General features: G+C 67.0%; 23 protein-coding genes and 1 tRNA gene. All 24 read right to left on the minus strand.

The genetic code is table 11. The annotated features are described in order from the left end of the window. Nucleotides 1-657, minus strand: a complete 657-nt coding sequence (locus INQ42_RS07925) for an NADH-quinone oxidoreductase subunit J (RefSeq protein WP_194033799.1) — start codon at nucleotides 655-657, stop codon at nucleotides 1-3. 9 nt (nucleotides 658-666) lie between these two features. Then, on the minus strand, nucleotides 667-1155 hold the full coding sequence (nuoI, locus tag INQ42_RS07930) for an NADH-quinone oxidoreductase subunit NuoI (RefSeq protein WP_194033800.1): 489 nt from the start codon (nucleotides 1153-1155) through the stop codon (nucleotides 667-669). A 9-nt stretch (nucleotides 1156-1164) separates the two neighbouring features. Next, on the minus strand, nucleotides 1165-2229 hold the full coding sequence (gene nuoH / locus INQ42_RS07935) for an NADH-quinone oxidoreductase subunit NuoH (RefSeq protein ID WP_228062449.1): 1065 nt from the start codon (nucleotides 2227-2229) through the stop codon (nucleotides 1165-1167). Then, nucleotides 2226-4478 (minus strand): NADH-quinone oxidoreductase subunit NuoG, encoded by a 2253-nt coding sequence (nuoG, locus tag INQ42_RS07940; protein WP_194033801.1) that lies wholly within the window; start codon nucleotides 4476-4478, stop codon nucleotides 2226-2228. The genes nuoH and nuoG overlap by 4 nt, the downstream gene beginning before the upstream one ends. Beyond that, a complete protein-coding gene (gene nuoF / locus INQ42_RS07945; RefSeq protein ID WP_194033802.1) occupies nucleotides 4475-5833 on the minus strand; it encodes an NADH-quinone oxidoreductase subunit NuoF in 1359 nt (452 codons plus the stop codon). Before nuoF ends, nuoG begins: the two co-directional genes overlap by 4 nt. Before the next feature lie 8 nt (nucleotides 5834-5841). Continuing rightward, nucleotides 5842-6369: an NADH-quinone oxidoreductase subunit NuoE gene (gene nuoE / locus INQ42_RS07950; RefSeq protein WP_194033803.1), complete on the minus strand. Its 528-nt coding sequence runs from the start codon at nucleotides 6367-6369 to the stop codon at nucleotides 5842-5844. 27 nt (nucleotides 6370-6396) lie between these two features. Continuing rightward, nucleotides 6397-7701 carry an NADH-quinone oxidoreductase subunit D gene (locus tag INQ42_RS07955; RefSeq protein WP_194035816.1) on the minus strand — a complete coding sequence of 435 codons (1305 nt, stop codon included), beginning with the start codon at nucleotides 7699-7701 and terminating at the stop codon, nucleotides 6397-6399. 17 nt (nucleotides 7702-7718) lie between these two features. Continuing rightward, the gene (locus INQ42_RS07960; RefSeq protein ID WP_194033804.1) at nucleotides 7719-8447 is read right to left on the minus strand and encodes an NADH-quinone oxidoreductase subunit C; all 729 of its coding nucleotides are present in this window, start codon (nucleotides 8445-8447) and stop codon (nucleotides 7719-7721) included. Further along, nucleotides 8440-9018, minus strand: coding sequence for a NuoB/complex I 20 kDa subunit family protein (locus INQ42_RS07965; RefSeq protein WP_194033805.1), 579 nt, complete (start codon nucleotides 9016-9018; stop codon nucleotides 8440-8442). The genes INQ42_RS07960 and INQ42_RS07965 overlap by 8 nt, the downstream gene beginning before the upstream one ends. Next, complete coding sequence (locus INQ42_RS07970) at nucleotides 9009-9365, minus strand: NADH-quinone oxidoreductase subunit A (RefSeq protein ID WP_043957217.1); 357 nt, start codon at nucleotides 9363-9365, stop codon at nucleotides 9009-9011. Before INQ42_RS07970 ends, INQ42_RS07965 begins: the two co-directional genes overlap by 10 nt. A 102-nt stretch (nucleotides 9366-9467) precedes the next feature. Further along, nucleotides 9468-9552: transfer RNA gene (locus INQ42_RS07975), tRNA-Leu, on the minus strand. 126 nt (nucleotides 9553-9678) lie between these two features. Beyond that, complete coding sequence (gene secG, locus INQ42_RS07980; RefSeq protein ID WP_194033806.1) at nucleotides 9679-10107, minus strand: preprotein translocase subunit SecG; 429 nt, start codon at nucleotides 10105-10107, stop codon at nucleotides 9679-9681. A 44-nt stretch (nucleotides 10108-10151) separates the two neighbouring features. Then, nucleotides 10152-10904, minus strand: coding sequence for a triose-phosphate isomerase (tpiA, locus tag INQ42_RS07985; protein ID WP_194033807.1), 753 nt, complete (start codon nucleotides 10902-10904; stop codon nucleotides 10152-10154). 62 nt (nucleotides 10905-10966) lie between these two features. Continuing rightward, nucleotides 10967-11914 carry an isopenicillin N synthase family dioxygenase gene (locus tag INQ42_RS07990; protein ID WP_194033808.1) on the minus strand — a complete coding sequence of 316 codons (948 nt, stop codon included), beginning with the start codon at nucleotides 11912-11914 and terminating at the stop codon, nucleotides 10967-10969. A 55-nt stretch (nucleotides 11915-11969) separates the two neighbouring features. Then, complete coding sequence (glmM, locus tag INQ42_RS07995; RefSeq protein WP_194033809.1) at nucleotides 11970-13328, minus strand: phosphoglucosamine mutase; 1359 nt, start codon at nucleotides 13326-13328, stop codon at nucleotides 11970-11972. Then, nucleotides 13328-14218 carry an acetyl-CoA carboxylase, carboxyltransferase subunit beta gene (gene accD, locus INQ42_RS08000; protein WP_194033810.1) on the minus strand — a complete coding sequence of 297 codons (891 nt, stop codon included), beginning with the start codon at nucleotides 14216-14218 and terminating at the stop codon, nucleotides 13328-13330. The genes glmM and accD overlap by 1 nt, the downstream gene beginning before the upstream one ends. A gap of 142 nt (nucleotides 14219-14360) precedes the next feature. Continuing rightward, nucleotides 14361-15173 (minus strand): tryptophan synthase subunit alpha, encoded by an 813-nt coding sequence (gene trpA / locus INQ42_RS08005; protein WP_194033811.1) that lies wholly within the window; start codon nucleotides 15171-15173, stop codon nucleotides 14361-14363. Next, on the minus strand, nucleotides 15170-16399 hold the full coding sequence (gene trpB, locus INQ42_RS08010; protein WP_194033812.1) for a tryptophan synthase subunit beta: 1230 nt from the start codon (nucleotides 16397-16399) through the stop codon (nucleotides 15170-15172). Before trpB ends, trpA begins: the two co-directional genes overlap by 4 nt. A 90-nt stretch (nucleotides 16400-16489) precedes the next feature. After that, nucleotides 16490-17149, minus strand: a complete 660-nt coding sequence (locus tag INQ42_RS08015; protein WP_194033813.1) for a phosphoribosylanthranilate isomerase — start codon at nucleotides 17147-17149, stop codon at nucleotides 16490-16492. Between the two features lie 102 nt (nucleotides 17150-17251). Continuing rightward, nucleotides 17252-18121 (minus strand): tRNA pseudouridine(38-40) synthase TruA, encoded by an 870-nt coding sequence (truA, locus tag INQ42_RS08020; RefSeq protein ID WP_194033814.1) that lies wholly within the window; start codon nucleotides 18119-18121, stop codon nucleotides 17252-17254. Nucleotides 18122-18130: 9 nt separating this feature from the next. Beyond that, nucleotides 18131-20032, minus strand: a complete 1902-nt coding sequence (locus tag INQ42_RS08025) for a FimV/HubP family polar landmark protein (protein WP_194033815.1) — start codon at nucleotides 20030-20032, stop codon at nucleotides 18131-18133. A gap of 73 nt (nucleotides 20033-20105) precedes the next feature. Next, nucleotides 20106-21125, minus strand: coding sequence for an aspartate-semialdehyde dehydrogenase (locus INQ42_RS08030; protein WP_194033816.1), 1020 nt, complete (start codon nucleotides 21123-21125; stop codon nucleotides 20106-20108). A 7-nt stretch (nucleotides 21126-21132) separates the two neighbouring features. Further along, a complete protein-coding gene (gene aroC / locus INQ42_RS08035; protein ID WP_194033817.1) occupies nucleotides 21133-22236 on the minus strand; it encodes a chorismate synthase in 1104 nt (367 codons plus the stop codon). Nucleotides 22237-22289: 53 nt separating this feature from the next. Further along, nucleotides 22290-23237, minus strand: coding sequence for a 50S ribosomal protein L3 N(5)-glutamine methyltransferase (gene prmB / locus INQ42_RS08040; RefSeq protein WP_194033818.1), 948 nt, complete (start codon nucleotides 23235-23237; stop codon nucleotides 22290-22292). Nucleotides 23238-23256 lie beyond the last annotated feature (19 nt).

Raw genomic sequence — 23256 nt, forward strand, 5'->3', positions numbered from 1 at the left:
TTACGCGCCCTCCTCCGGGTCGACGTCGGGTGCAACCGGATCACGCAGGTTTGCCGGCGTTGACGAATCCATCTTCACGACGCGCAGGCGATCGGCGACGCGCACCTTGACCTGTTCACTGGGGTTTTGCTTCTTGCCCCCCTCGCGGATCGGCCGCAGGGTCAGCGTCACCGCCGCGATCACCGCCACCGTCAGGATCACGGCCGCCGTCTCGAAAGGCAGCAGGAAGCGGGTGAACAGCTCGGTGGCGACCCATTCGGTATTGCCCACGCCAGCCGCCAACGCCGGATCGGCCGGGAACGGCTGCGCCATCTTGGCCCGCGCGCCAATGAGCATCAGCATCTCGATCAGCATCACCACCGCCACGACGAGCCCGACAGGCAGATAGCGCACGTAACCCTCGCGCATCCCGGCGATGTCGATGTCGAGCATCATCACCACGAACAGGAACAGCACCATCACCGCGCCGACGTAGATGACGACCAGCGCCACGCCAAGGAACTCCGCGCCGCCCACGATCCACACACAGGCGACCGAGAAAAAGGTGAGCACGAGCGACAGCGCGGAATGGACCGGGTTGCGGACGCTGATGACAGCGACCGCCGCCGCGGTGGCAGCGATGGAAAAGGCGATGAACGCAATGAAGACGAAGTCCATGGGGTGCACTCAGCGGTAGGGCGCGTCGGAGGCGCGACGTTCGGCGATTTCAGCTTCGAGCCGATCGCCAATTGCCAGCAACTGCGGCTTGGTGACGACGTTCTGTCCGCGCTGGTCGAAGTGGTATTCGTGGATATGGGTCTCGACAATCGAGTCCACCGGGCAGGACTCCTCGCAGAAGCCGCAGTAGATGCACTTGAACAGGTCGATCTCATAACGCGTCGTTCGACGGGTGCCGTCCTCGCGTCGTTCCGAGTCAATGGTGATCGCCAGCGCCGGGCACACCGCTTCGCACAACTTGCAGGCGATGCAGCGCTCTTCGCCGTTGGGGTAACGGCGCAGCGCGTGGATGCCGCGGAAGCGCACCGACTGCGGTGTCTTCTCCATCGGGTACATCAGCGTGTACTTGGGCTTGAACGCGTATTTCAGCGTCAGACCCATGCCTTTAAGCAACTCGATGAGCAGCAGGCTTTTGAAAAAGGGAACGATGCGATTCATGCCTCTACCTTATTGCCCCGGCTCAAACACGCCGAAATACGCCATGACCGCGACCACGGCGATCCAGACGATCGCCAGCGGAACGAACACCTTCCAGCCCAGCCGCATGATCTGGTCGTAGCGGTAGCGCGGGAAGGAGGCACGGAACCAGATGAAGCAGCTGGCGAAGAAGAGCACCTTGGCGATCAGCCACCACCAGCCGTCCACCGACAGCAGCGGGATGCCCATGCCCTGGAACGGGCTGAGCCAGCCGCCCAGGAAGAAGATCGGGACCAGGAAGCTGATCAGGATCATGTTGGCGTATTCGGCCAGGAAGAACAGCGCGAAGCCGGCGCCGGAGTACTCGACCAGGTGGCCGCCGGTGATCTCCGACTCGCCTTCCACCATGTCGAATGGCAGGCGGTTGGTCTCGGCAACGCCGGACACGAAATAGATCACGAACAGCGGCAGCAGCGGCAGCCAGAACCACTCGAACGGCCCAGCGTTGCCCGACTGCGCCATCACGATCTCGGTCAGGTTCAGGCTGCCAGCGGCCAGCATCACGCCGACCAGCGAGAAGCCCATCGCGATCTCGTAGGCCACCATCTGCGCGGCACCGCGCATCGCGCCCAGCAGCGCGTACTTGGAGTTGGTCGCCCAGCCGGCAAGGATCACGCCGTACACGCCCAGCGAGGTCATCGCCAGGATGTAGAGCAACCCCGCGTTGGCGTTGGAAAGAACCACCTGGGCGTCGAACGGGATGACGGCCCAGACCGCGAGCGCCGGCACCAGCGACAGCAGCGGAGCCAGCCGGTACAGGAATGGCGACGCGGCTGCAGGCTGCAGCATCTCCTTGAACAGCAGCTTGAAGACGTCCGCGAAGGTCTGCAGGAAGCCGCCAAAGCCGACGTATTTCGGGCCGACGCGCACGTGCATCCAGCCGATCAGCTTGCGCTCCCACAACACGTAGAAGGCGACGGCGAGGATCAGCGGCACGCAGATCGCGACGATCATCAGCACCAGCCACGTGACCGTGCCAACCGCACCGAAGGACTCCAGCCAGGCGTGGAACGGGTCGATAACGCTGTCCATCATGCCGACACCCTCCCGACGGTCACGCGACCGGACCCCAGCGGAGCCGTGGCGCCATGGCCGCTTTCAATCCACACCGTGCCGCGCGCCACCGCATCGTTCATGAATACCGGCAGTGCGGCGGTCCCGGCCGCGGTACCGAACTTGCCGGTTGATCCCTCGTCGAGACCAAGCTCGCGCGCATCATCCGGGTGCAGACTGGCGCGCGCCCCGACGTTCAACGGATGGGCCTGCAGCGCGGCGGCGCGACGCACGACGGCGTCGCAGCGGTAAATGGCTGTACCCAGCGCGACTTCCAACCCGTCGTCACCGATGCTTGGCGCCTTGCCGGGCACCGGCGCTACCTCGCGCTTGACCACGCTGGCGCGGAGACCGGCCAGATCGGTGAAATCAAAGCCCGGCAACGACAGGTCGCCGGCGAGTGCACGCAGGACGCGCCAACCCGGCTCCGCCTGACCCGGCAGTTTTCCACCGGCTACGGCAACCTGCTCGCGCCCTTCCAGATTGGTCAGGGTCGCGTCGATTTCCGGCAGCAGGCCGATCGGCAGGATGACGTCCGCCACCGCGAGGGTGGATTCGCAGGCGAAGTGACTGAACGCCACGACCTGCGCACCTGAAAGCGCCTTCAGCGCGACCGCCGTATCGGCAAAGTCGAGGCCCGGCTCGATTCCATACAGGACATAGGCGGCGCGCGGCTCGGCCAGCATCGCCATAGCGTCGCGCGAGGTCGGCAGCACACCGTGATCGGCCAGGCCGACGGCATTGGCACCCTGCGGGATGCGGCACACCTGGGCACTGGTCCCGGCAGCGAGGTCGGCGACGGCGCCACGGATCGCCGCGGCATGCGGACCGTTCTCGGCCAACGCGCCCACAAACACAAGCGCGTTCTTCGTACCGTTGAGGGCCTCGCGCAAGCCGGCGTCCGCCAGGGCGGCAGCCATTTGCGATGGCGCGACGATGTGCTTCCCGGACAAATCGAAGGTCTGCTCGAAGTCGACCGGATTGACGACGTACACCTTCGCACCGGCCTGCCAGGCCTTGCGCACACGCACGTTCACCAGTGGCAGCTCATGGCGCAGGTTCGAGCCGACGATGACGATCGCGTCGGCGTTTTCGATGTCGGCAACGCGGGCCGGGAAAACATCCGCCACGGCCGCATCCGACAGATCGTTCTCGCTGAGGCGGTGGTCGATATTGCCCGTGCCCAGCGCTTCGGCGAGGCGGGCCAGCAGCGCGCCCTCCTCGTTGGAAGTGGCTGGATTGACCAGCATGCCGAGATTGTCACCGGCATTGTCGCGAAGCACCCGGATGGCTTCGGCGAGCGCCTCTTCCCAGCTCGCCTCGCGCCACTGGCCGCCTTCCTTGAGCATCGGGGCGATCGCCCGATCGGAGGCATACAGGCCCTGGTGCGAATAGCGGTCGCGATCCGACAGCCAGCACTCGTTGACCATGTCGTTGTCGCGCGGCACGGTGCGCATGACCTCGCCACGACGCACGTGCAGGAACAGGTTGCTGCCCAGGGCGTCGTGGTAGCCCAGCGACTCGCGGGCGACCATTTCCCAGGCGCGGGCGCGGAACTGGAACGGCTTGTTGGTCAACGCGCCCACGGGGCAGACGTCGATCACGTTGCCCGACAGCTCGGTGGTCAGCGGCTTGCCGTCGTAGGTGCCGATCTGCAGGTCCTCGCCGCGGTACATGCCGCCCAGCTCGTAGGTGCCGGCAATCTCCGCGGTGAAGCGGATGCAGCGGGTGCAGTGGATGCAACGGGTCATCTCCGTGGCCACCAGCGGCCCGATGTCCTCGTCGGCCACCACGCGCTTGCGCTCGTTGAAGCGGCTGACCGAGCGCCCGTAACCCAGCGACAGATCCTGCAACTCGCACTCGCCGCCCTGGTCGCAGACCGGGCAGTCCAGCGGATGGTTGATCAGCAGGAACTCCATGACGTTGCGCTGCGACTTGAGCGCCTTCTCGCTGCGCGTGCTGACCTTCATGTTGTCCATGACCGGCGTCGCGCAGGCCGGTGCCGGCTTGCCCATCTTTTCCACGTCAACCAGGCACATCCGGCAGTTGGCCGCGATCGACAGCTTGTCGTGGTAGCAGAAACGCGGAATCGGAATACCGATCTTGTCCGCGGCCTGGATGATCATCGAACCCTTGGGCGCAAAGGTGGCCACGCCGTCGATTTCGATCGACACGTAGCCTTCGGGCACGACGGGCGCGTCTTCGGTCGGCTTGTCCGGAGTCGTGCTCATGCCGCTGCCCCCACTACCCGGCCGTCGCGCTGGTCATCGACCAGGAAACGCTTGTTCAAGATCGCGTACTCGAATTCGTTCCAGTAATGGCGCAGGAAGCCCTGCACCGGCCACGCCGCGGCCTCACCGAACGCGCAGATGGTGTGGCCTTCGATCTGGCCGGCCGATTCGCGCAGCACGTGCAGGTCCTCGACGGTCGCCCGCATGTCGACCACGCGGCTGATCATCCGGTACATCCAGCCGGTGCCTTCACGGCACGGGGTGCACTGGCCACAGCTTTCCTGATAGTAAAAACGGGAGATGCGCTGGCAGGCGCGGACCATGCAGGTGGTCTCGTCCATCACGATCACCGCGCCGGAGCCCAGGCCGGAGCCGGCCTTCTGCAGCGCGTCGTAATCCATGGTCAGCCCCATCATGGTCTCGCCCGGCAACACCGGCATCGAGGAACCACCGGGGATCACGCCCTTGATCCTGTTGCCGTTGCGCACGCCACCGGCGATTTCCAGCAGCTCGGCGAACGGCGTGCCCAGGCGGACCTCGTAATTGCCCGGCTTGTTGACGTGCCCGGACACCGAGAACGCTTTCGCGCCACCATTGTTGGGCTTGCCCAGGTTGAGGAACCAGTCAGCACCGTTGCGCACAATCGCCGGCACCGAGGCGTAGGTCTCGGTGTTGTTGATCGTGGTGGGCTTGCCGAACAGGCCGAAGTTGGCCGGGAACGGCGGCTTGTAGCGCGGCTGGCCCTTCTTGCCTTCCAGCGACTCCATCAGCGCGGTTTCCTCACCACAGATGTAGGCGCCCGCGCCCAGCGCGTTGTAGATGTCGACGTCGATGCCGGAGCCGAGGACGTTCCTGCCGACCAGGCCGTTGGCGTAGGCGTCCTTGAGCGCCTGCTCGATGCGCTCGAAAGGCTCGTGGTGGAACTCGCCGCGCATGTAGTTGTAGGCCACGGTGGAGCCGGTCGCGTAGCACGCGATCAGGATGCCCTCGAGCACCGCGTGCGGGTTGTAGCGCAGGATGTCGCGGTCCTTGCACGTACCCGGCTCGGACTCGTCGGAGTTGCAGAGGATGTACTTCTGCACCCCGTCGTCCTTGGGCATGAAGCTCCACTTCAGGCCGGTCGGGAAGCCTGCGCCGCCGCGACCGCGCAAACCGGACTGCTTGACCATCTCGATGACGTCGGCGCGCGGAGTTTTCTCGGCGAGGATCCTGCGCCAGGCCTCATAGCCGCCGATCTCGACATAGTTGTCGTAGGACCAGGGCGTGTCGAAGTGCAACGTGGTGTAGACCACGTTGTGCTCCTGGGGAGCCGGGCCCACCGGGCCGGTGCTCTTGGAATAATCGTGGTGGGACATGTTCTGCCTCACTCCAGACCAGCGAAGATCGCGTCGACGGCAGCGACGTCGAGCTTCTCGTGGTAATGACCGTTGACCAGCATCACCGGGGCACCGCAGCAGGCGGCGACACACTCTTCCTCGCGCTTGAGGAACACCCGGCCATCGGGGCTGGACTCGCCCAGCTTGCAGCCCAGCGTCTTCTCCGCATGGGCGACCAGCTCTTCGGCGCCGTTGAGCCAGCAGCTGATGTTGGTGCAGAAAGCGACGTTGTTGCGACCGACCGGCTCGAGCACGAACATCGAATAGAAGGTCGCCACTTCATACGCCAGCACGGGCGGCAGCCCGAGGTAGCGGGCGACCGCGGCGATCAGCTCGTCGCTCAGCCAGCCACCGTTCTGCTCCTGGGTCGCGAACAACGCCTGGATCACCGCCGAGCGCTTGCGGTCGGCCGGGAACTTGGCCACCCAGTGGTCAATGAACGCGCGCGTCGCATCGGACAGCGCGACCATCGGGTCGACGTTGCGGCACGCCTCGAAATTTCCAGTCGCTTTCATTCGTTCAGATCCTCAGCGATCGCCTTGTCAGCGATCCACCTCGCCAAAAACGAGGTCATAGGTACCGATCATCGCCACCGCGTCGGCCAGCATGTGCCCGCGGATAACAGCGTCCATCGACGACAGGTGGGCAAAGCCGGGCGCGCGCAGCTTGACCCGGAACGGCTTGTTGGCGCCGTCCGAGACGAGGTAGCAGCCAAACTCGCCCTTGGGCGCCTCGACCGCGCAGTAGGTCTCGCCAGCCGGCACGCAGTAGCTCTCGGTGAAAAACTTGAAGTGATGGATCAACGCTTCCATCGACTCCTTCATCTCCTCGCGCGCCGGCGGCCGGACCTTGTAGTTGTCGACCATCACCGGACCGGGATTGACCCGCAGCCAGGCGACGCACTGCTTGATGATCCGCGTGGACTGGCGCATCTCGGCGATGCGGACCAGGTAGCGGTCATAGCAGTCGCCCTGCGTGCCCAGCGGGATATCGAAGTCCATCTGCGCGTACTTCGCGTAGGGCTGCTTCTTGCGCAGGTCCCATTCGATGCCCGAACCACGCAACATCACGCCCGACATGCCCCAGGCCTTGGCCAGCTCCGGGCTCACCACGCCGATGCCGACGGTGCGCTGCTTCCAGATGCGGTTGTCGGTGAGCAGCGTTTCGTACTCGTCGACGCGGTGCGGGAAGTCGTCGCAGAAGGAGTCCAGGTAGTCGAGCATCGAGCCTTCGCGCCAGGCGTTGAAGCGCTTGAGCTTGCCGCCCTTGCGCCACGGCGATTCCTTGTAACGCGGCATGACGTCGGGCAGGTCGCGGTAGACGCCGCCGGGACGGTAGTAGGTCGCGTGCATGCGCGCGCCCGACACCGCCTCGTACACGTCCATCAGCTCTTCGCGCTCGCGGAACGCGTACAGCATCACCGCCATCGCGCCCAGGTCGAGCGCGTTGGAGCCCAGCCACATCAGGTGGTTCAGCAGACGGGTGATCTCGTCGAACATCGTGCGGATGTACTGCGCACGCTCCGGCACCTCCAGACCCATCAGGTTCTCGATGGCGCGCACGTAGGCGTGCTCGTTGCACATCATCGAGACATAATCCAGGCGGTCCATGTAACCGATGGACTGGTTGAACGGCTTGGATTCGGCCAGCTTCTCGGTGCCGCGGTGCAGCAGGCCGACGTGGGGATCGACGCGCTGCACGACCTCGCCGTCCATCTCCATGATCAGGCGCAGCACGCCATGGGCGGCCGGATGCTGCGGGCCGAAGTTCATGGTGTAGTTGCGGATTTCCGCCGAACCGGTGACGCCGCCATGCGGGTTGTCGGTGGTTTCGTTGATCAACGGCATGGTGGTGGCAGGCGTGCTCATGGCTTCAACCCCAGACGCGTGGCCGTTTCATCGGCGGCGGTCAGGTAACGCGAGTCATCGCGGATCACGCGCGGGACCAGCACGCGCGGCTCGATGGAGACCGGCTCGTAGATCACGCGCTTGCGCTCGGCGTCGTATCGCACTTCGACGTTGCCGATCAACGGGAAATCCTTGCGGAACGGGTGGCCGATGAAACCGTAATCGGTGAGGATGCGGCGCAGGTCCGGGTGGCCCTCGAACACGATGCCGAACAGGTCGAACGCCTCGCGCTCGAACCAGTTGGCGCCCGCCCAAACGGAGGTGAGCGAGTCCACAATCGGCATCTCGTCATCGGCGGCGAACGTGCGCATGCGCAGGCGCTGGTTGTGCTGGAAAGACAGCAGGTGGGCCACGGCGGCAAACCGGCGCTTGGGCGCATCGGCGGCGCCGCTGGGCATCTGTCCCCAGACGAAGCGACCCGGGCCTTTTCCTTCCACGCCACGTGAGAAACCCTCGGAGGAAGGCTCCGTGTTCCACTCGTCGCTGCCCCAGGTCAGGTAGTCCACGCCGCTGACGTCGGTCAGTTGCTCGTAGCCGAACTCGTCGCGCAGGGCGCGTGCAGTGGCGAGCCACTGTGCGGGATCGACCTCGATACCGATCTCGCCGCGCGGCTCGGCGACAGTGACCGTGCAGTCGGCGAAACGCGCGCGCAGGCGATCGGCGTACGCGGTGATCGACTCACTCATCCCGGACACCGGTCTTGTTGTCGCCAAAGTTCGTGCCGCGGCGGATCTTCTTCTGCAACTGCAGGATGCCGTACACCAGCGCCTCCGCCGTTGGCGGGCAGCCGGGCACGTAGATGTCAACCGGTACGATCCGGTCACAGCCGCGTACCACGGAATAGGAGTAATGGTAGTAGCCGCCGCCGTTGGCGCAGCTGCCCATCGAGATGACCCACTTGGGTTCGGGCATCTGGTCGTAGATCTTGCGCAGCGCGGGCGCCATCTTGTTGACCAGCGTACCGGCCACGATCATCACGTCGGACTGGCGCGGCGAGGGGCGGAAAATGACGCCATAGCGGTCAAGGTCGAGCCGTGCCGCGCCGGCGTGCATCATCTCCACCGCGCAGCATGCCAGGCCGAACGACACCGGCCACATCGAACCGGTGCGTGCCCAGTTCCACAATGCATCGAGGCTGGTTGTGACAAAGCCCTGCTGCAGCAGGGGATTGTCTTCGCCGGCGAGCAGGATGTCGTCCAGGCGCCCTTCGGGCACCGGGTTATGCATCAGGCCCGAGATGGTCTCACTCACTCCCATTCCAGCGCTCCCTTCTTCCACACGTAGATGAAGCCGAGCAGCAACATGCTCACGAAGATTCCCATCTCCACCAGGCCAACCACGCCCAGATCACGGAATACCGTCGCCCAGGGCACCAGGAAGATGATTTCCAGATCGAAAATGATGAATTGGATGGCGACAAGGTAGTAGCGCACGTCGAACTGCATGCGCGCGTCTTCGAACGCTTCGAAGCCGCATTCGTACGGGGACATTTTCGCCAGGCTCGGGCGCTTGGGCCCAAGCAGATGTCCCACCACCAGAAGGGCGACGCCAATGCCGCTGGCGACGATAAGAAACAACAAGGTCGGCAGATATTCGCCCAGCACTTCTGTTCTCTCGGCTACACCACGCTTGTGCGTGGCCTTGGCTCGGCGGCATCAATGCTGCCTGTGGCAGCAGCCGATGCCGTTGACGGTACAACTGTGGAGTGGTGCCCAAGGGGGGACTCGAACCCCCACGACCTAAGCCGCTACCACCTCAAGGTAGTGCGTCTACCAATTCCGCCACCTGGGCACATGCTCCAGCTCAACGCCTCCTGCTCCGCTCCGCCCGCTAACGGGTGGACCCGGCTTCCGGTCATGGCGACCGGACACCCGTGCTTCCTTGCCGGATGTGACTGACTATCTTATCGCGACCGACCTAGTTTTGGACCGGTTCGGGCGGTGCCGAATCCGTCGTCTCGGGAACGGCCGGGGCCGTGGGCACCTCAGGGGCAGCCACCGGGTCCTGCGCCTCAACAGGCACCTGAACGGGAACGGCGGGAGCGCTGGGCGCGGCATCAACCGGCACCTGCGACATCACGCCCAAGCCCTGCCCTGCATTTACCGGACCAACGGCGACATCGGTCGCCTGCCATGCCATGAACATGGCAATCACGAAGAAGGAAATCGCGAGCCATTTGGTGGCTTTGGACAAAAAGCTGGAAGCGCCGCGTGCGCCGAACACTGTCGCGGAGGCGCCGCCGCCAAAGCCCGCGCCGGCTTGCGCGCCGGAACCGCGCTGCATCAGGATCAGCACGATCATGGAGGCGGCGATCAGCACATAGACGACGTTGAGGAACAACAGCATCGGAAGACTCTTTGGTCAGTTGCCCGGGCCAGGCCCGGAGCAGGTCAGGATGCCAGCGCGGCTGCGATGGCGTTGAAGTCGGCGGCCACCAGCGACGCTCCGCCTACCAGGCCGCCGTCGACATCCGCTTGTGAGAACAAGGCGGCGGCATTGTCGGCCTTTACGCTGCCGCCGTACAGGATCGGAAGCGAGCCAGCGATTCTATCATCCTGCGATGCGACTCCGCTACGGATGAATGCGTGCACCGACTGCACCTGCTCGGGGCTGGCGGTCTTGCCGGTGCCGATCGCCCATACCGGCTCGTAGGCGACGATGGCCCCGTCCAGCGCCTTGGCGCCGTCGACCAGCAATGGCGCCAGTTGCTCCTGCAGGCGCGCCTCGGTCTGGCCGTCCTCGCGCTCCTGCAGGCTCTCGCCCACGCACAGGATGGGAACGATGCCTGCCGCCTTGGCGGCGCGGAACTTGGCGGCGACCAGCTCGCTGGTCTCGTGATGGTACTGGCGGCGCTCGGAATGACCGACGAGGCAATAGCCCGCGCCTACATCGGCCAGCATCTGCGCGGAGATCTCGCCGGTGTAGGCACCGCTGGCGTGCTCGCTGACGTCCTGGGCGCCGAATTCCAGCCCCTTGTCGGCGTACCGGGCAATCAACTCGGCCAGGTACACCGCCGGCGGAATGATGATGCGCTGGACGCCGGGGGCAGCTTCGGCGGCGGCGACCGCATCCAGCAGCTCGGCGGAGAATCGGCGATCCCCGTGCAACTTCCAGTTACCAGCGACAATCCTGCGACGTGCCATGCCTACCCCCGCGTGTGAAAGCCGGGATTCTACCGCACGGCGCCCGGCGGGGTTCTGGACGGCTATTTGAGCTTGATCTCGCGCAGCCGCTCTTCCAGGTATCCCTGCGCGGTGATCGGCTCGGGGTACCGGCTCGGGTTGTCGGCGGTCACCGTGCCGGGCAGCACGTCGATCAGGAAGTCGGGATTGGGGTGCAGGAAGAACGGCGTGGAGTAACGCGGCTGGCGCGCCTTCTCGCCTTGGGGATTAACCACGCGGTGGGTCGTGGACGGATACACGTGGTTGGTCAGCCGCTGCAGCATGTCGCCGATATTGACCACGATCGTGTCGGCATCGGCAGTGAACGGCACCCACTCGCCCGAGCGCGAAAGCACCTCCAGGCCCTCTGCACTGGCGCCGACCAGCAGCGTGATCAGGTTGATGTCCTCGTGCGCGCCGGCGCGCTCGTTGGGCACTTCAAGGCTGGTGATGGGCGGATAGTGCAAGGGACGCAGGATCGAGTTGCCGCTGTCGATCTTGTCGTCGAACCAGTGCTCGTCCAGGCCGATGTGCAGTGCCAGCGCGCTGAGCACCTTGGCGCCGAGCCGGTCCAGCGACTGGTACAGGCCGTAGGCGACCTCGCGGAATTCCGGCAGTTCCCCGGGCCACACGTTGGGGGGCATGGAGTCTGCGTAGCGCGAGTCACGAGGGATCTCGCGGCCGACGTGCCAGAACTCCTTCAGATCGAAGTGCTGCGCGCCCTTGGCGGTCTCGATGCCGAAAGGGGTGTAACCGCGGGCGCCCCCGCCACCGGCGACGTGGTACTTCCGCTTGACGTCCTCGGGCAGTGCGAACAGGCGCTGGAACACCTCGTAGCTGCGGTCGACCTGCGCCTGCCCGATGCCGTGGCCGCGCACGCCGGCGAAGCCCCACTCCCGGTACGCCGCGCCCAGTTCCTGGACAAAGGCGTCGCGTTGGGCGGGCTCGTCGAAGCGGCTGATATCGAAGATCGGGATACGGGTCGTGCTCATGGCGTCTGCAACCTCATCAAAGTAGCGGTAGCCGGCTGGGGGCAGTGGCGGCGCGCTATTGCGCTGCTTCGCGCACCGCGCCTGCCAGGCGATCCAGGGTCGACTGCATCAGGCCGTCATCATCGGCCTCCACCGTGACGCGCACCACGGGCTCGGTACCTGACGGCCGCAGGAACGCACGGCCACGTCCGTGGACGGCCTGCTGGGCTTCGGCCAGGGCGGCCTGCACGGAGGGCATTTCGGCAGGCTTGACTCCGTCGCCGCAGCGCACGTTCACGGTTTTCTGCGGCACGCGTTCCAGGCCGGCCAGCGCCTCCTTCAGGCTGATGCCGCGGCGGCGCAGCACTTCCAGCACCTGCAGCGCACTGACGATGCCGTCGCCGGTACTGGTGCGGTCCACGCACAGCAGATGGCCGGACGCCTCGCCGCCCAGCACGCCGCCATGCTCGACCAGCTTCTGGTGCACGTGGCGGTCGCCGACCCTGGCGCGCAGGAACTCGATTCCTGCCTGCTCGAAAGCGCGCTCCAGGCCGTAGTTGGTCATCAGCGTGCCGACCACCGGGCCCTGCAGGCGCCCGCTCTCGCGCCAGTCGTTGGCGAGCACGTAGATCAGGTCGTCGCCGTCGTGGACGGTCCCGTCGGCGTCGACGAACATCACCCGGTCGCCGTCGCCGTCAAAGGCGATGCCCAGGTCGGCGCCGGTGCTGCGCACACGCTCGGCCAATGCCTCCGGATGGGTCGTGCCCACGCCGTCGTTGATGTTGAGCCCGTTCGGATCCACCCCGATCGTGTCCAACTTGGCGCCCAGCTCGCGCAGCACCAGCGGGCCGAGCTGGTAGGTCGCGCCGTGCGCGCAGTCCAGCACGATGTGCATGCCGCCGAGGTCAAAGCCCTTGGGCACCGAGGTCTTGCAGGCCTCGACATAGCGGCCGATGGCGTCGCGGGTGCGCGCGGTCTTGCCCAGCTCGGCGGACGGCACGGTGCTGAAGGGTTCGTCCAGGGCGGCCTCGATCGCCAGCTCGGTGGCGTCGTCGAGCTTCTCGCCTTCGGCGGAGAAGAACTTGATGCCGTTGTCGTAGTGCGGATTGTGCGATGCGGAGATCACGATGCCGCCGTCGGCGCGCATGGACCGGGTCAGGTGGGCGACCGCCGGGGTCGGCATCGGACCCATCAGCTGCACGTCCACGCCTGCCGCGACCAGGCCGGCTTCCAGCGCGGCCTCGAACATGTAGTTGGAGATCCGGGTGTCCTTGCCGATGATCACGACAGGCTTGCGCCACGCCCGCCCGGATTCGACCGAGCGCTTGAGCGCGTAGCCGTAGGCATTGCCGAGGCGCAGCAGGAAGTCCGCGGAAATGGCGCCCTCGCCTACCCGCCCGCGGATGCCGTCGGTGCCGAAATAACGACGTCCCATTACCCGTTCTCCCCGGCGTCGTCCGCTGGTTGCGGCTGGCGCATCATCATGGCGAGCAGGTCGGCCAGCCGGTCACGCATCTCGCGGCGATCGCAGATCTGGTCGATGGCGCCGTGCTCCAACAGGAACTCGCTGCGCTGGAAGCCTTCGGGCAGGGTCTCGCGCACCGTCTGCTCGATCACGCGCGGGCCGGCGAAGCCGATCAGCGCCTCGGGCTCGGCGATGTTGATGTCGCCCAGCATCGCCAGCGACGCGGACACCCCGCCGGTGGTCGGATGGGTCAGCACCGCGATGTAGGGCAGGCCCGCGGCGCGCAGGCGACCCAGCGCGGCGGAGGTCTTGGCCATCTGCATCAGCGAGAACAGGCTTTCCTGCATGCGCGCGCCGCCGGTGGCGGTGAAGCACACCATCGGGCAACCCGCCTCCAGCGCCGCTTCGGCGGCCAGGGCAAACCGCTCGCCGACCACCGAGCCCATCGATCCGCCCATGAACGCGAAGTCGAACGCGCACGCCACCAGCGGGCGCTGCTTCAGCTCGCCCTTCATTGCGATCAGCGCGTCGCGCTCGCCGGTGGCTTTCTGCGCGGCCTTGATCCGGTCCGAGTAGCGCTTCTGGTCACGGAACTTGAGCACGTCGGTGGGACCGAGCTCGGCGCCGATTTCCGTCGTGCTGCCATCGTCCAGCAAGGCGGTCAGGCGGGCCCGCGCGCGGATGGCGCGGTGGTGGCTGCACTTTGGGCAGACCTCGAGGTTTTCTTCGAGCTCGGGACGGTAGAGCACCGCGCCACAGCGGTCGCACTTTTCCCAGAGGCCTTCGGGCACACTTCGGCGCTTGGCGACAGGCGTCTCGGTCCGGATGCCGGAAGGCATGAGTTTCTTGAGCCAGGACATGCGTTGCGGATTCCCTGTAATTGGTCCGGTGCAATGATCCGGAAGTGTCTGTGTCCGCCCGCGGCCATGCAATGGCGACGGGCGGTTGCCGGTAGCGCCGGCGAACGCGGCAGTTTACCGCAGGCGTTCGCCGGTCCGTGCCTCAGGCCTGGGGCAGGCGGTCGAGGGCTTCGCGCAGTGGCAGCAGGAATGCGGCAGCGTTGCGCGCGGCATCGGCGGGATCCAGCGCGTCGGCCATGGCAGCGACCAGCGCGCTGCCGACCACCACCCCGTCGGCGTGCACGGCCATGGCCGCGGCGCTGGCGGCGTCCTTGATCCCGAAGCCCGCGACGACGGGCACCTTGTCGAGCGCGCGGATCGCGCGCAGGCGCTCACCGGCGGCGCCGGTGTCCAGATGGTCGCCGCCGGTCACCCCGGCGTAGGTCACGTAGTACAGGTAGCCGGTGGCCAGCGCGAGCAGGCGCTGCATGCGCTCGGCCGAGGTGGTCGGCGCGGCGAGCAGGATCAGCGCCAGGCCGTGGCGGTCGAAGGCCTCGCGGTACTCCAGCGCTTCCTCCGGCGGCAGGTCGACCAGCAGCGCACCGTCGATACCTGCCGCAACCGCCTGCTGCGCATAGGCTTCCGGACCGCGGATCTCGACCGGATTGAGGTAGCCCATCAGCACCACCGGGGTGTCCTGGTTGTCCTCGCGGAACTGGCGCACGGTCTCGAACACGTAGTTCATGTCGGCGCCGCGGGCGAGCGCGCGCTCGGAGCTGTGCTGGATGGTGGCGCCATCGGCCATCGGATCCGAGAACGGCACGCCGATCTCGATCACGTCCGCGCCGGCGGCGACCAGGGCGTGCATCACCGGCATCGTGGCCTCCAGCGATGGATCACCGGCGGTGATGAAGGGCACCAGCGCCTTGCGGCCTTGTGCTTTCAGTGCGGCGAAGCGGGCGGCGATGCGGCTCACAGCACCATCCCCTCGCGCTGGGCGATCGTGTGCACGTCCTTGTCGCCGCGACCGGACAGGTTGCACAGCACGATCGCATCGGCCGGCAACCCGCGTGCCAGCTTTACCGCCTGCGCCACCGCGTGGCTGGACTCCAGCGCCGGCAGGATGCCTTCGGTGCGGATCAACTGGTGGAACGCGGCCAGCGCTTCCTCGTCGGTGATGCCAGCGTACTCGGCGCGCCCGGTGTCCTTCAGGAACGCGTGCTCCGGCCCGACGCCGGGGTAGTCCAGGCCGGCGGATATCGAATGGGTCTCGATGACCTGGCCATCGTCATCGCACAGCAGGTAGGTGCGGTTGCCGTGCAGCACCCCGGGCCGACCCGCGGCCAGCGAGGCGGCGTGGCGCCCGCTGTCCATGCCCTCCCCCGCCGCTTCGGCGCCGACGATGCGGACCTGCGGATCATTGAGGAAGGCATGGAAGATGCCGATCGCGTTGCTGCCGCCGCCGACGCAGGCGGTCACCGCATCGGGCAGGCGTCCGTATTCGGCGAGCATCTGCGCGCGTGCCTCGCGGCCGACCACCGCGTTGAAATCGCGCACCATGCGCGGGTACGGATCCGGGCCGGCCACGGTGCCGATGATGTAGAAGGTGTCGGCGATGTTGGTCACCCAGTCGCGCATCGCCTCGTTCAGCGCGTCCTTCAGGGTGGCCGAGCCGCTGGTCACCGGCACCACGCGGGCGCCCAGCAACTGCATGCGGTAGACGTTGATCTTCTGGCGCTCGATGTCGGTCGCGCCCATGTACACCACGCACTCCAGGCCCAGGCGCGCGGCAACCGTGGCGCTGGCGACACCGTGCTGGCCGGCGCCGGTCTCGGCGATGATCCGGGTCTTGCCCATGCGGCTGGCCAGCAAAGCCTGGCCGATGGTGTTGTTGATCTTGTGCGCACCGGTGTGGTTGAGGTCCTCGCGCTTGAGCAGGATGCGCGCCCCGCCCACTTCCTCGCTCAGGCGGCGGGCGTGGTAGATCGGGCTCGGCCGGCCGACGTAATGGGCCAGGTCGTCCTCGAAGGTGGCGATGAACGCCGGATCGACGCGTGCGGCGTCATAGGCGTCGGCGAGCTCCTGCAGCGGCCCGACCAGGGTCTCGGCGACAAAGCGGCCGCCGAAGCGTCCGAAGTGCCCGTTTTCATCGGGGTAGGCGTGGTAATCGATGGGGGTATCGGATGGCAATGGGGAAGTCATGACTCGGTTTCACCGGGGGAGGTTTGGCGACCGCGGGCAACGATGTGCGCGGTATCTGGGCGGAATCTGGAAAGGGTTTCGACGGACGCGTCAGTCCAGCACGTGGCAATCGGCTCGGCGGACCTGTTCGACGAATCGGCGCATCCGGTCGCCATCCTTCAAGCCGGGCGCGCTTTCAATGCCACTGGAGACATCCACCGCCCACGGCATCGTGGCAATGATCGCGTCGAACACGTTGTCCGCGGTCAGGCCGCCGGCCAGCACGAAGGGCTTCTGGACGCCGGCCGGAATGCGCGACCAGTCGAATACCTTGCCGCTGCCGCCGCTGCCACCGGCGCCGTGGCTGTCAAAAAGAAAGCCGGCAGCGCTGGGGTACTGCTGCTGCAAGGCCGCAGGGTGCTCGTTCGCGATCGGGCTGCCCATCGCGATGGCCTTGAGGTAGGGCACGCCGGACGCTCGGCAGAATGCATCATCCTCGCTGCCATGGAACTGCAGCAGGCTGGGGCGGATCTGGCGCACGACCTCGCGGACTTCATCGGCAGGGTTGTCGCTGAACAGGGCGACCGAGTCCACCATCGGTGCCAGCGCCTGGCGCATGGCGCGCGCCTCCGCCGGGGCGATCCGGCGGCTGCTGCCGTGGGCGAACACGAAACCGATCGCGTCGGCGCCCAGCTCGCACGCAAGACGCACGTCACCTGGTCGGGTGAGACCGCAGAACTTGATCCGGGTGCGAAAAAGGGTCCGCTTCAAGACAACATCCTCAACACTCGCTCCTGATGGCCGGGCTTCTGGACCACTCCGCGCTGGGTGGACCCACGAATATAGTCTGGATACACCCGCACGTCGCGCCGCTCACAGGGTGACTTCACCCGGCAGCTGCCAGTGGGAGGGATAGCGCGGACCGACAAACACCAGACCCGCCGACGGCGCTGTGGGGCCGGCCCTGCTGCGATCACGCCCGTCCAGGACCTCGCGCAGCCAGCCGGCCGGACGCTCACCCTGCCCCACCAGCAGCAGGCTGCCGACGATGTTGCGGACCATGTGGTGGAGGAAGGCGTTCGCCTGGACCTCCACCGTGACGAGATCGCCCTCGCGCGATACGGCGATGTGGTGCAACTCCCGGCGCGCGTGCGGCGCCTGGCAGTGCACGGTCCGGAACGCGGAAAAATCATGCTCGCCGACCAGATGCTGCGCCGCCTGATGCATCGCGTCGGCATCCAGCGCTTTGCGCACCCAGCTCAGGTACTGGTGCTGCAAGGCAGGCCGAACCGCCCGATTGAGGATGGTGTAGCGGTAACGCCGCGCACGGGCGGAAAACCGGGCGTGGAACTCATCGCTCGTGGGCACGCACCATTTCACGCACACCGACGGCGGCAGGTTACTGGTGGTGCCCAGTACCCAGCCACGCGGGTCACGCTGCGCGGGGCCATCAAAATGCACCACCTGGGTCGCGGCATGCACGCCGGCGTCGGTGCGTCCGGCGCACACCACGCCAACGCCCCGGCCCGCGACGATGCTGACGGCTTGCTCCACCGCTGCCTGCACGGTGGGTTCCGTGCGCCGCTCCGGCTCGTCGCGCCTGTTCAGTCGCTGCCATCCGGAGAAGCTGCCGCCGTCGTACTCCACGCCCAGCACCCAGCGACGCTGGCTCGACCGGTTCTCCGCAGCAGTTTGAACGGGGGAGTCAGGGCCGATCGGGTCCGGCAGCGTTCCGTTTTCCATCGGCACCGCTTACCCCAGCTCCCGCAACAGGCGCGCGGCCTGTTGACGCGCCTCCAGACTGCCACTGACCTGCAACTCGCCGAGCAACTGCCGCGCGCTGTCCTCATCGCCCAGGTCGAGATAGGCGCGAGCCAACTCCAGGCGCTCCATACCGGGCGCATCGTCGGCACGGACTGGACGTACAGGCGAAACAGCAGGGCTACGCGGCGCGTCCGGCGAATCATCGATGACTGGCGCTGCGACCGGCTCGTTGCCCTCGCTGGCACCTGCCGGGGCGCCGTGCCATGCGGGGACCGCCGCCGCCGAAGCAGCGGCGGGCGATGCAGCGCTGGATCCGGGCACCGGCGCGAGCATCGGGGTCGGGAAGGCTACTGACTCGTCATCTGCCGCCCGACCGCCCATCGCGGAACGATTCGCCAGGTTGGGGTTCACCATGCTCGGCTCCAGACGGGCGGCAGCGACGCCGGGGCCGGGGACGGGGCCGGCAGCAAACCCACGCGGCGGGGTCGATGACGCGCCAGCCGGCGCAACCGGCGCCCGGAAGCGCGGCACCGAGTCCACGCGTCGGCGCCACCACCAGACAGCCACAAGTGCCAGCACCAGGAGCGTCCCGCCCACCAGCCATGGCACCGCGGAGCCACCTGCCTCGTTCGCCTGGACGGTCGACTGGGCGGACTGCGCCTGGGCCAATTGCTCCTGGGCGGATGCAAGCTCGGCGTCCTTCATCGCGAGCAGCTTCTGCTGGTCGGACTGGAGTTGCTCGAGAGTATCGATGCGACTCTTGAGGTCGGCCAACTCCGCGTCCCGGGCCGCGAGGGTTTCCGTGGTTGTCTGCAATTCCTGTCGCACCATGTCGCCCTCGCCTCCGGCACTGAGGCCTGATTGGGTACCCGCGCGCGACGCATCACTGGCGCCGGGCGGAACAATTTCCAGTCGCGCACCGTCGGCGGGCGCGGCCGCAGGCGCGGCGGCCACGATATCGGCGACATCCGCAGACTCTCCAACCGCGTCCGCCACCTGCGGCTGCGGCACTGGCTGCGATGCCACCCGCCACGCGCTGGTCTGTTCGCGCACCTGCGCCGCTGCCTGCGCGGCGGTGATCGCCGCGACCTCATCGGCAGCGGGAATCCGCAACACCGCGCCCTGCTTGAGCATGTGGATATTGCCGCCGATAAACGCGTCCGGATTGGCTTGCAGCAGGGCGATCATCCGCTGCTGCAGGTTGCCGTCCATCTCCAGACCCGCTGCGATTTTCGACAGGTGTTCACCGCTCTGCACCGCGCCGTAGCGGGTTGGCGGTGATGCCGGTTGCGCGGGCGTCGGGATGGCGGGCACCGGATCGTTCGCCGCCACCGGGCGCTCGTCGCCGGCATCGCCGGCATCGACCTCAGCGCCGGCATCGACCTCAGCGGCCGAGGACTGCCGCGTTTGTTCCGCCCCCGCGTCGCGGACAATCACGTTGCTTTGCGCCTGGGTCGGCGCCTGTATCGACGGTTGGGCGGAGGCGGCCAGCGTGCGCGGCGCGTCCATCAGCGTGGAGTATTCGCGAACCAGCCGGCCCTGGCCCCAGTCGACCTCGACCAGGAAGCTCAGCAGCGGCTGTTCGATCGGGGCCACGCTGGTGACCCGGATCACCGGTCGGCCCGCGTCGTTGAGCGCCGGCGTGAACTGCAGGTCCGCAACGGCGCCCTGCGGAAGATCCAGACCGATGCGGGCGAACGTCTCCGGCGAGGCGAGGCCGGCGCGCAGGCCTTCCAGCTCCGACGGATCGCTGGACACGATCATGATCTCGGCCAGCAGCGGCTCGCCCAGTTTGGACTTCAACTGGATCTGGCCCAGCCCCAGGGCCGCAGCAGTTCCACTGGCAAGCATCAGGACCAGCGCCAGCGCGGCGCGCATCAATGGATTCACAGGCACCCCCTCGATTCCCCTGCCGGGGACTCTAACGGCGCAGGCAGCGCGCAGCAATGCGCGCGCGGGGACGTCATTGACGCTCCGCCACGACCAGCTCGGCCAGCTGTACCGCGTTCAGGGCAGCCCCCTTGCGGATGTTGTCGGCCACCACCCAGAGCGACAGCCCACGCGGGTGGGAAATGTCCTCGCGGATTCGGCCGACATAGACCGGGTCATGGCCCGAGGCATGGGTCACCGCGGTCGGATAGCCGCCATCGATGTGCTCATCGACCACTTCCAGGCCCGGCTGCGCCCGCAGCAGTTCGCGGGCTTCCTCGGCGGTGAGCTTGTCCCTGGTCTCGATGTGCACGGCCTCGGAGTGGCCGTAGAAAACCGGCACGCGGACCACCGTGGCGTTCACCCCGATGCGGTCATCGCCAAGGATCCGGCGCGTCTCCCAGACCAGCTTCATCTCCTCGGTGGTGTAGCCGTTGTCGGTGAAGTCGCCGCCGTGGGGGATCACGTTGAAGGCAATCTGGACGGGATAGACGTTGGACTCGACGCTGCGGAAATTGAGCATGTCGGCGGTCTGCTTGCCGAGCTCGTCCATCGCGGCGCGACCGGTGCCCGACACCGACTGGTAGGTGGCGATGTTGATCCGCTCGATGGTCGCGCGGCGGTGGAGCGGCGCCAGCGCCACCATCAACTGCATCGTGGAGCAGTTCGGGTTGGCGATGATGCCGCGCGGGCGCTCGCGCAGTGCGTCGGGATTGACCTCGGCGACGACCAGCGGCACGTCCACGTCGCCACGAAATTCGGAGGAGTTGTCGATGACGACGGCTCCGGCCGCGGCGAATTTTGCCGCGTACTCGCGCGACACGCTGCTGCCGGCAGCAAACAGGGCGATGTCCACGCCGCCGGGATCGAACCCCGCAATATCACGCACCACCAGCTTGCGTGCGCCGTACTCGAGCTTTTCGCCGGCCGAGCGCTCGCTGGCGAGCAGGTGCAGTTCTCCGATGGGGAACTGGCGTTCGGCGAGGATCGCCAGGAGGGTTTCGCCGACCGCGCCGGTGGCACCGACGATCGCGACATTGACGGGCTTGCTCATGACGGGGCTATCCGGGAATTGCTGTGGGGGTGGGGATGGCTGGCACCTCGACATCGCCGCATTGGGCGCGGTGCCGCAACGCCTGGTCCATCAGGACCGCGGCCACCATCGCCTCGCAGATCGGCGTCGCGCGGATGCCGACGCAGGGATCGTGGCGACCGGTGGTAACCACTTCAACGGTATTGCCGTAGATGTCCAGGCTGTCGACCGGCAGGCGCAGGCTGGAGGTCGGCTTGAAGGCAACCGAGCAGGTGACGCGCTGGCCACTGCTGATGCCGCCCAGGATGCCGCCGGCATGGTTGGACGCGAAACCGTCCGGGCCCAGCTGGTCGCGATGCTCGCTGCCCTTCTGGGTGACGGCGCCGAAACCGACACCGATCTCCACGCCCTTGACCGCGTTGATGCTCATCAGGGCCCCGGCGAGTTCGCCGTCCAGCTTGCCGTAGATCGGCTCGCCCCAGCCGGGCGGGACGCCGTCAGCCCAGACATCCACGCGAGCGCCGACCGAGTCGCCGGACTTGCGCAGCGCGTCCATGTACGCCTCCAGCTGCGGGACCTGGGCCGCGTCGGGCCAGAAGAACGGGTTGTCCTCGACCACCGACAGGTCCATCGAGGCGGGGCGGATGTCGCCGAGCTGGGAGAGGAAGCCCTGGATGCGGATGCCGTGCCGTTGCGCCAGCCACTTCCTGGCGATCACCCCGGCGGCGACGCGCATCGTGGTTTCTCGCGCACTCGAGCGGCCGCCGCCACGCGGGTCGCGGATGCCGTACTTGTGCCAGTAGGTGTAGTCGGCGTGGCCGGGCCGGAACTGCTCGGCTATCTTCGCGTAGTCGCGGCTGCGCGCGTCGGTATTGCGGATCAGCAGTGCGATCGGAGTGCCAGTGCTGCGGCCCTCGTAAACGCCCGAAAGGATCTCGACCTCGTCACTCTCGTGGCGCGCCGAGGTGTGCCGGGACTTACCGGTCGCCCGGCGCTCGAGATCGTGGCGGAAGTCCGCGGCATCGATCTCGAGACCGGGAGGGCAACCATCCACCACGCAGCCGATCGCCGGCCCGTGGCTCTCGCCGAAGGTGGTTACCGCAAACAGCTTTCCGTACGTGTTGCTGGCCAAATTGGTGCCTCCACTGGGGCGACGGCCGGGCCGGGGCCGCACCTGGTACTGATTCAGCCGCGAGCGTCGGCCAGGTCCTTGATCCTCGCATGATGGGCGACCAGATCGGCACGCTCGGCGACAAAAATGCCCATCTGACCCACCTTGAACTCCACCCACTCCAGTGGCAGCTCGGGCAGCAGCTCGACCAGCGCACGTTCCGCCTCGCCGACCTCGCAGATCAGCAGGCCATCGGTAGACAGGTGGTTTGGCGCGTCGCGCAGGATCTTCAGGGCCAGGTCCAGACCGTCCTCGCCGGCGCGCAGGCCGAGCTCTGGCTCGTGGGCGTATTCGGCCGGCAGCGCATCGGTCTCGTCGTGGGTGACGTAGGGCGGATTGGTCACGATCAGGTCGTAGACCTCGCCCTGGAGATCGTTGAACAGGTCCGATTTGCGCAGGCGCACGTTGTCGGCCAGCAGGCGCTGCTGGTTTTCCGCCGCCAACGCGAGCGCGTCGTCGTCGATGTCCACGCCGTCGACCTGCCAGTGCGGGTGGTAGTGGGCCGTGGCGATGGCGATGCAGGCTGAGCCGGTGCACAGATCGAGCACGCGGCTGACCTCGCGCCCGCCCAGCCACGGCTCGAAACCGGCTTCGATCAGCTCGGCGATCGGCGAGCGCGGCACCAGCGCGCGCGGATCGGACTTGAAGCTCAGCCCGGCGAACCAGGCCTCGCCGGTCAGGTAGGCGGCCGGGATCCGCTCGTTGATGCGCCGCTCCAGCAAGCCCATCACACGCTGCTTCTCATCGGCGGTGACGCGCGAGGCGCCGTAGACCGGACTGAGGTCATGCGGCATCGACAGCGCGTGCAGGACCAGCTGGGTCGCCTCGTCCAGCGCGTTGTCGTAGCTGTGACCGAAGGCCAGGCCGGACTCGGCCAGGCGGCTGCCGCCGAAACGGATCAGGTCGATGATCGAGATCTGCTCGAACTGGGCGGAGCCGAAATCGGCACGGTCGACGGTCATGGCGGCAGGCTCTGCGGAA

This window comes from Lysobacter avium, from assembly GCF_015209745.1.
Taxonomy (GTDB): Bacteria; Pseudomonadota; Gammaproteobacteria; order Xanthomonadales; family Xanthomonadaceae; genus Novilysobacter; species Novilysobacter avium.

Excerpts from the sequence above, each read along its gene's own strand:
- nuoE (WP_194033803.1), bottom strand. The coding sequence starts at position 6,369 with ATGAAAGCGACTGGAAATTTCGAGGCGTGCCGCAACGTCGACCCGATG.
- accD (WP_194033810.1), bottom strand. The coding sequence starts at position 14,218 with ATGTCCTGGCTCAAGAAACTCATGCCTTCCGGCATCCGGACCGAGACG.
- nuoF (WP_194033802.1), bottom strand. The coding sequence starts at position 5,833 with ATGTCCCACCACGATTATTCCAAGAGCACCGGCCCGGTGGGCCCGGCT.
- INQ42_RS07955 (WP_194035816.1), bottom strand. The coding sequence starts at position 7,701 with ATGCCGTTGATCAACGAAACCACCGACAACCCGCATGGCGGCGTCACC.
- glmM (WP_194033809.1), bottom strand. The coding sequence starts at position 13,328 with ATGGGACGTCGTTATTTCGGCACCGACGGCATCCGCGGGCGGGTAGGC.
- nuoI (WP_194033800.1), bottom strand. The coding sequence starts at position 1,155 with ATGAATCGCATCGTTCCCTTTTTCAAAAGCCTGCTGCTCATCGAGTTG.
- INQ42_RS08030 (WP_194033816.1), bottom strand. The coding sequence starts at position 21,125 with ATGAGCAAGCCCGTCAATGTCGCGATCGTCGGTGCCACCGGCGCGGTC.
- truA (WP_194033814.1), bottom strand. The coding sequence starts at position 18,121 with ATGGAAAACGGAACGCTGCCGGACCCGATCGGCCCTGACTCCCCCGTT.
- tpiA (WP_194033807.1), bottom strand. The coding sequence starts at position 10,904 with ATGGCACGTCGCAGGATTGTCGCTGGTAACTGGAAGTTGCACGGGGAT.
- INQ42_RS07990 (WP_194033808.1), bottom strand. The coding sequence starts at position 11,914 with ATGAGCACGACCCGTATCCCGATCTTCGATATCAGCCGCTTCGACGAG.
- INQ42_RS07965 (WP_194033805.1), bottom strand. The coding sequence starts at position 9,018 with ATGGGAGTGAGTGAGACCATCTCGGGCCTGATGCATAACCCGGTGCCC.
- secG (WP_194033806.1), bottom strand. The coding sequence starts at position 10,107 with ATGCTGTTGTTCCTCAACGTCGTCTATGTGCTGATCGCCGCCTCCATG.
- nuoH (WP_228062449.1), bottom strand. The coding sequence starts at position 2,229 with ATGATGGACAGCGTTATCGACCCGTTCCACGCCTGGCTGGAGTCCTTC.
- INQ42_RS07960 (WP_194033804.1), bottom strand. The coding sequence starts at position 8,447 with ATGAGTGAGTCGATCACCGCGTACGCCGATCGCCTGCGCGCGCGTTTC.
- prmB (WP_194033818.1), bottom strand. The coding sequence starts at position 23,237 with ATGACCGTCGACCGTGCCGATTTCGGCTCCGCCCAGTTCGAGCAGATC.
- trpB (WP_194033812.1), bottom strand. The coding sequence starts at position 16,399 with ATGACTTCCCCATTGCCATCCGATACCCCCATCGATTACCACGCCTAC.
- nuoG (WP_194033801.1), bottom strand. The coding sequence starts at position 4,478 with ATGAGCACGACTCCGGACAAGCCGACCGAAGACGCGCCCGTCGTGCCC.
- INQ42_RS07925 (WP_194033799.1), bottom strand. The coding sequence starts at position 657 with ATGGACTTCGTCTTCATTGCGTTCATCGCCTTTTCCATCGCTGCCACC.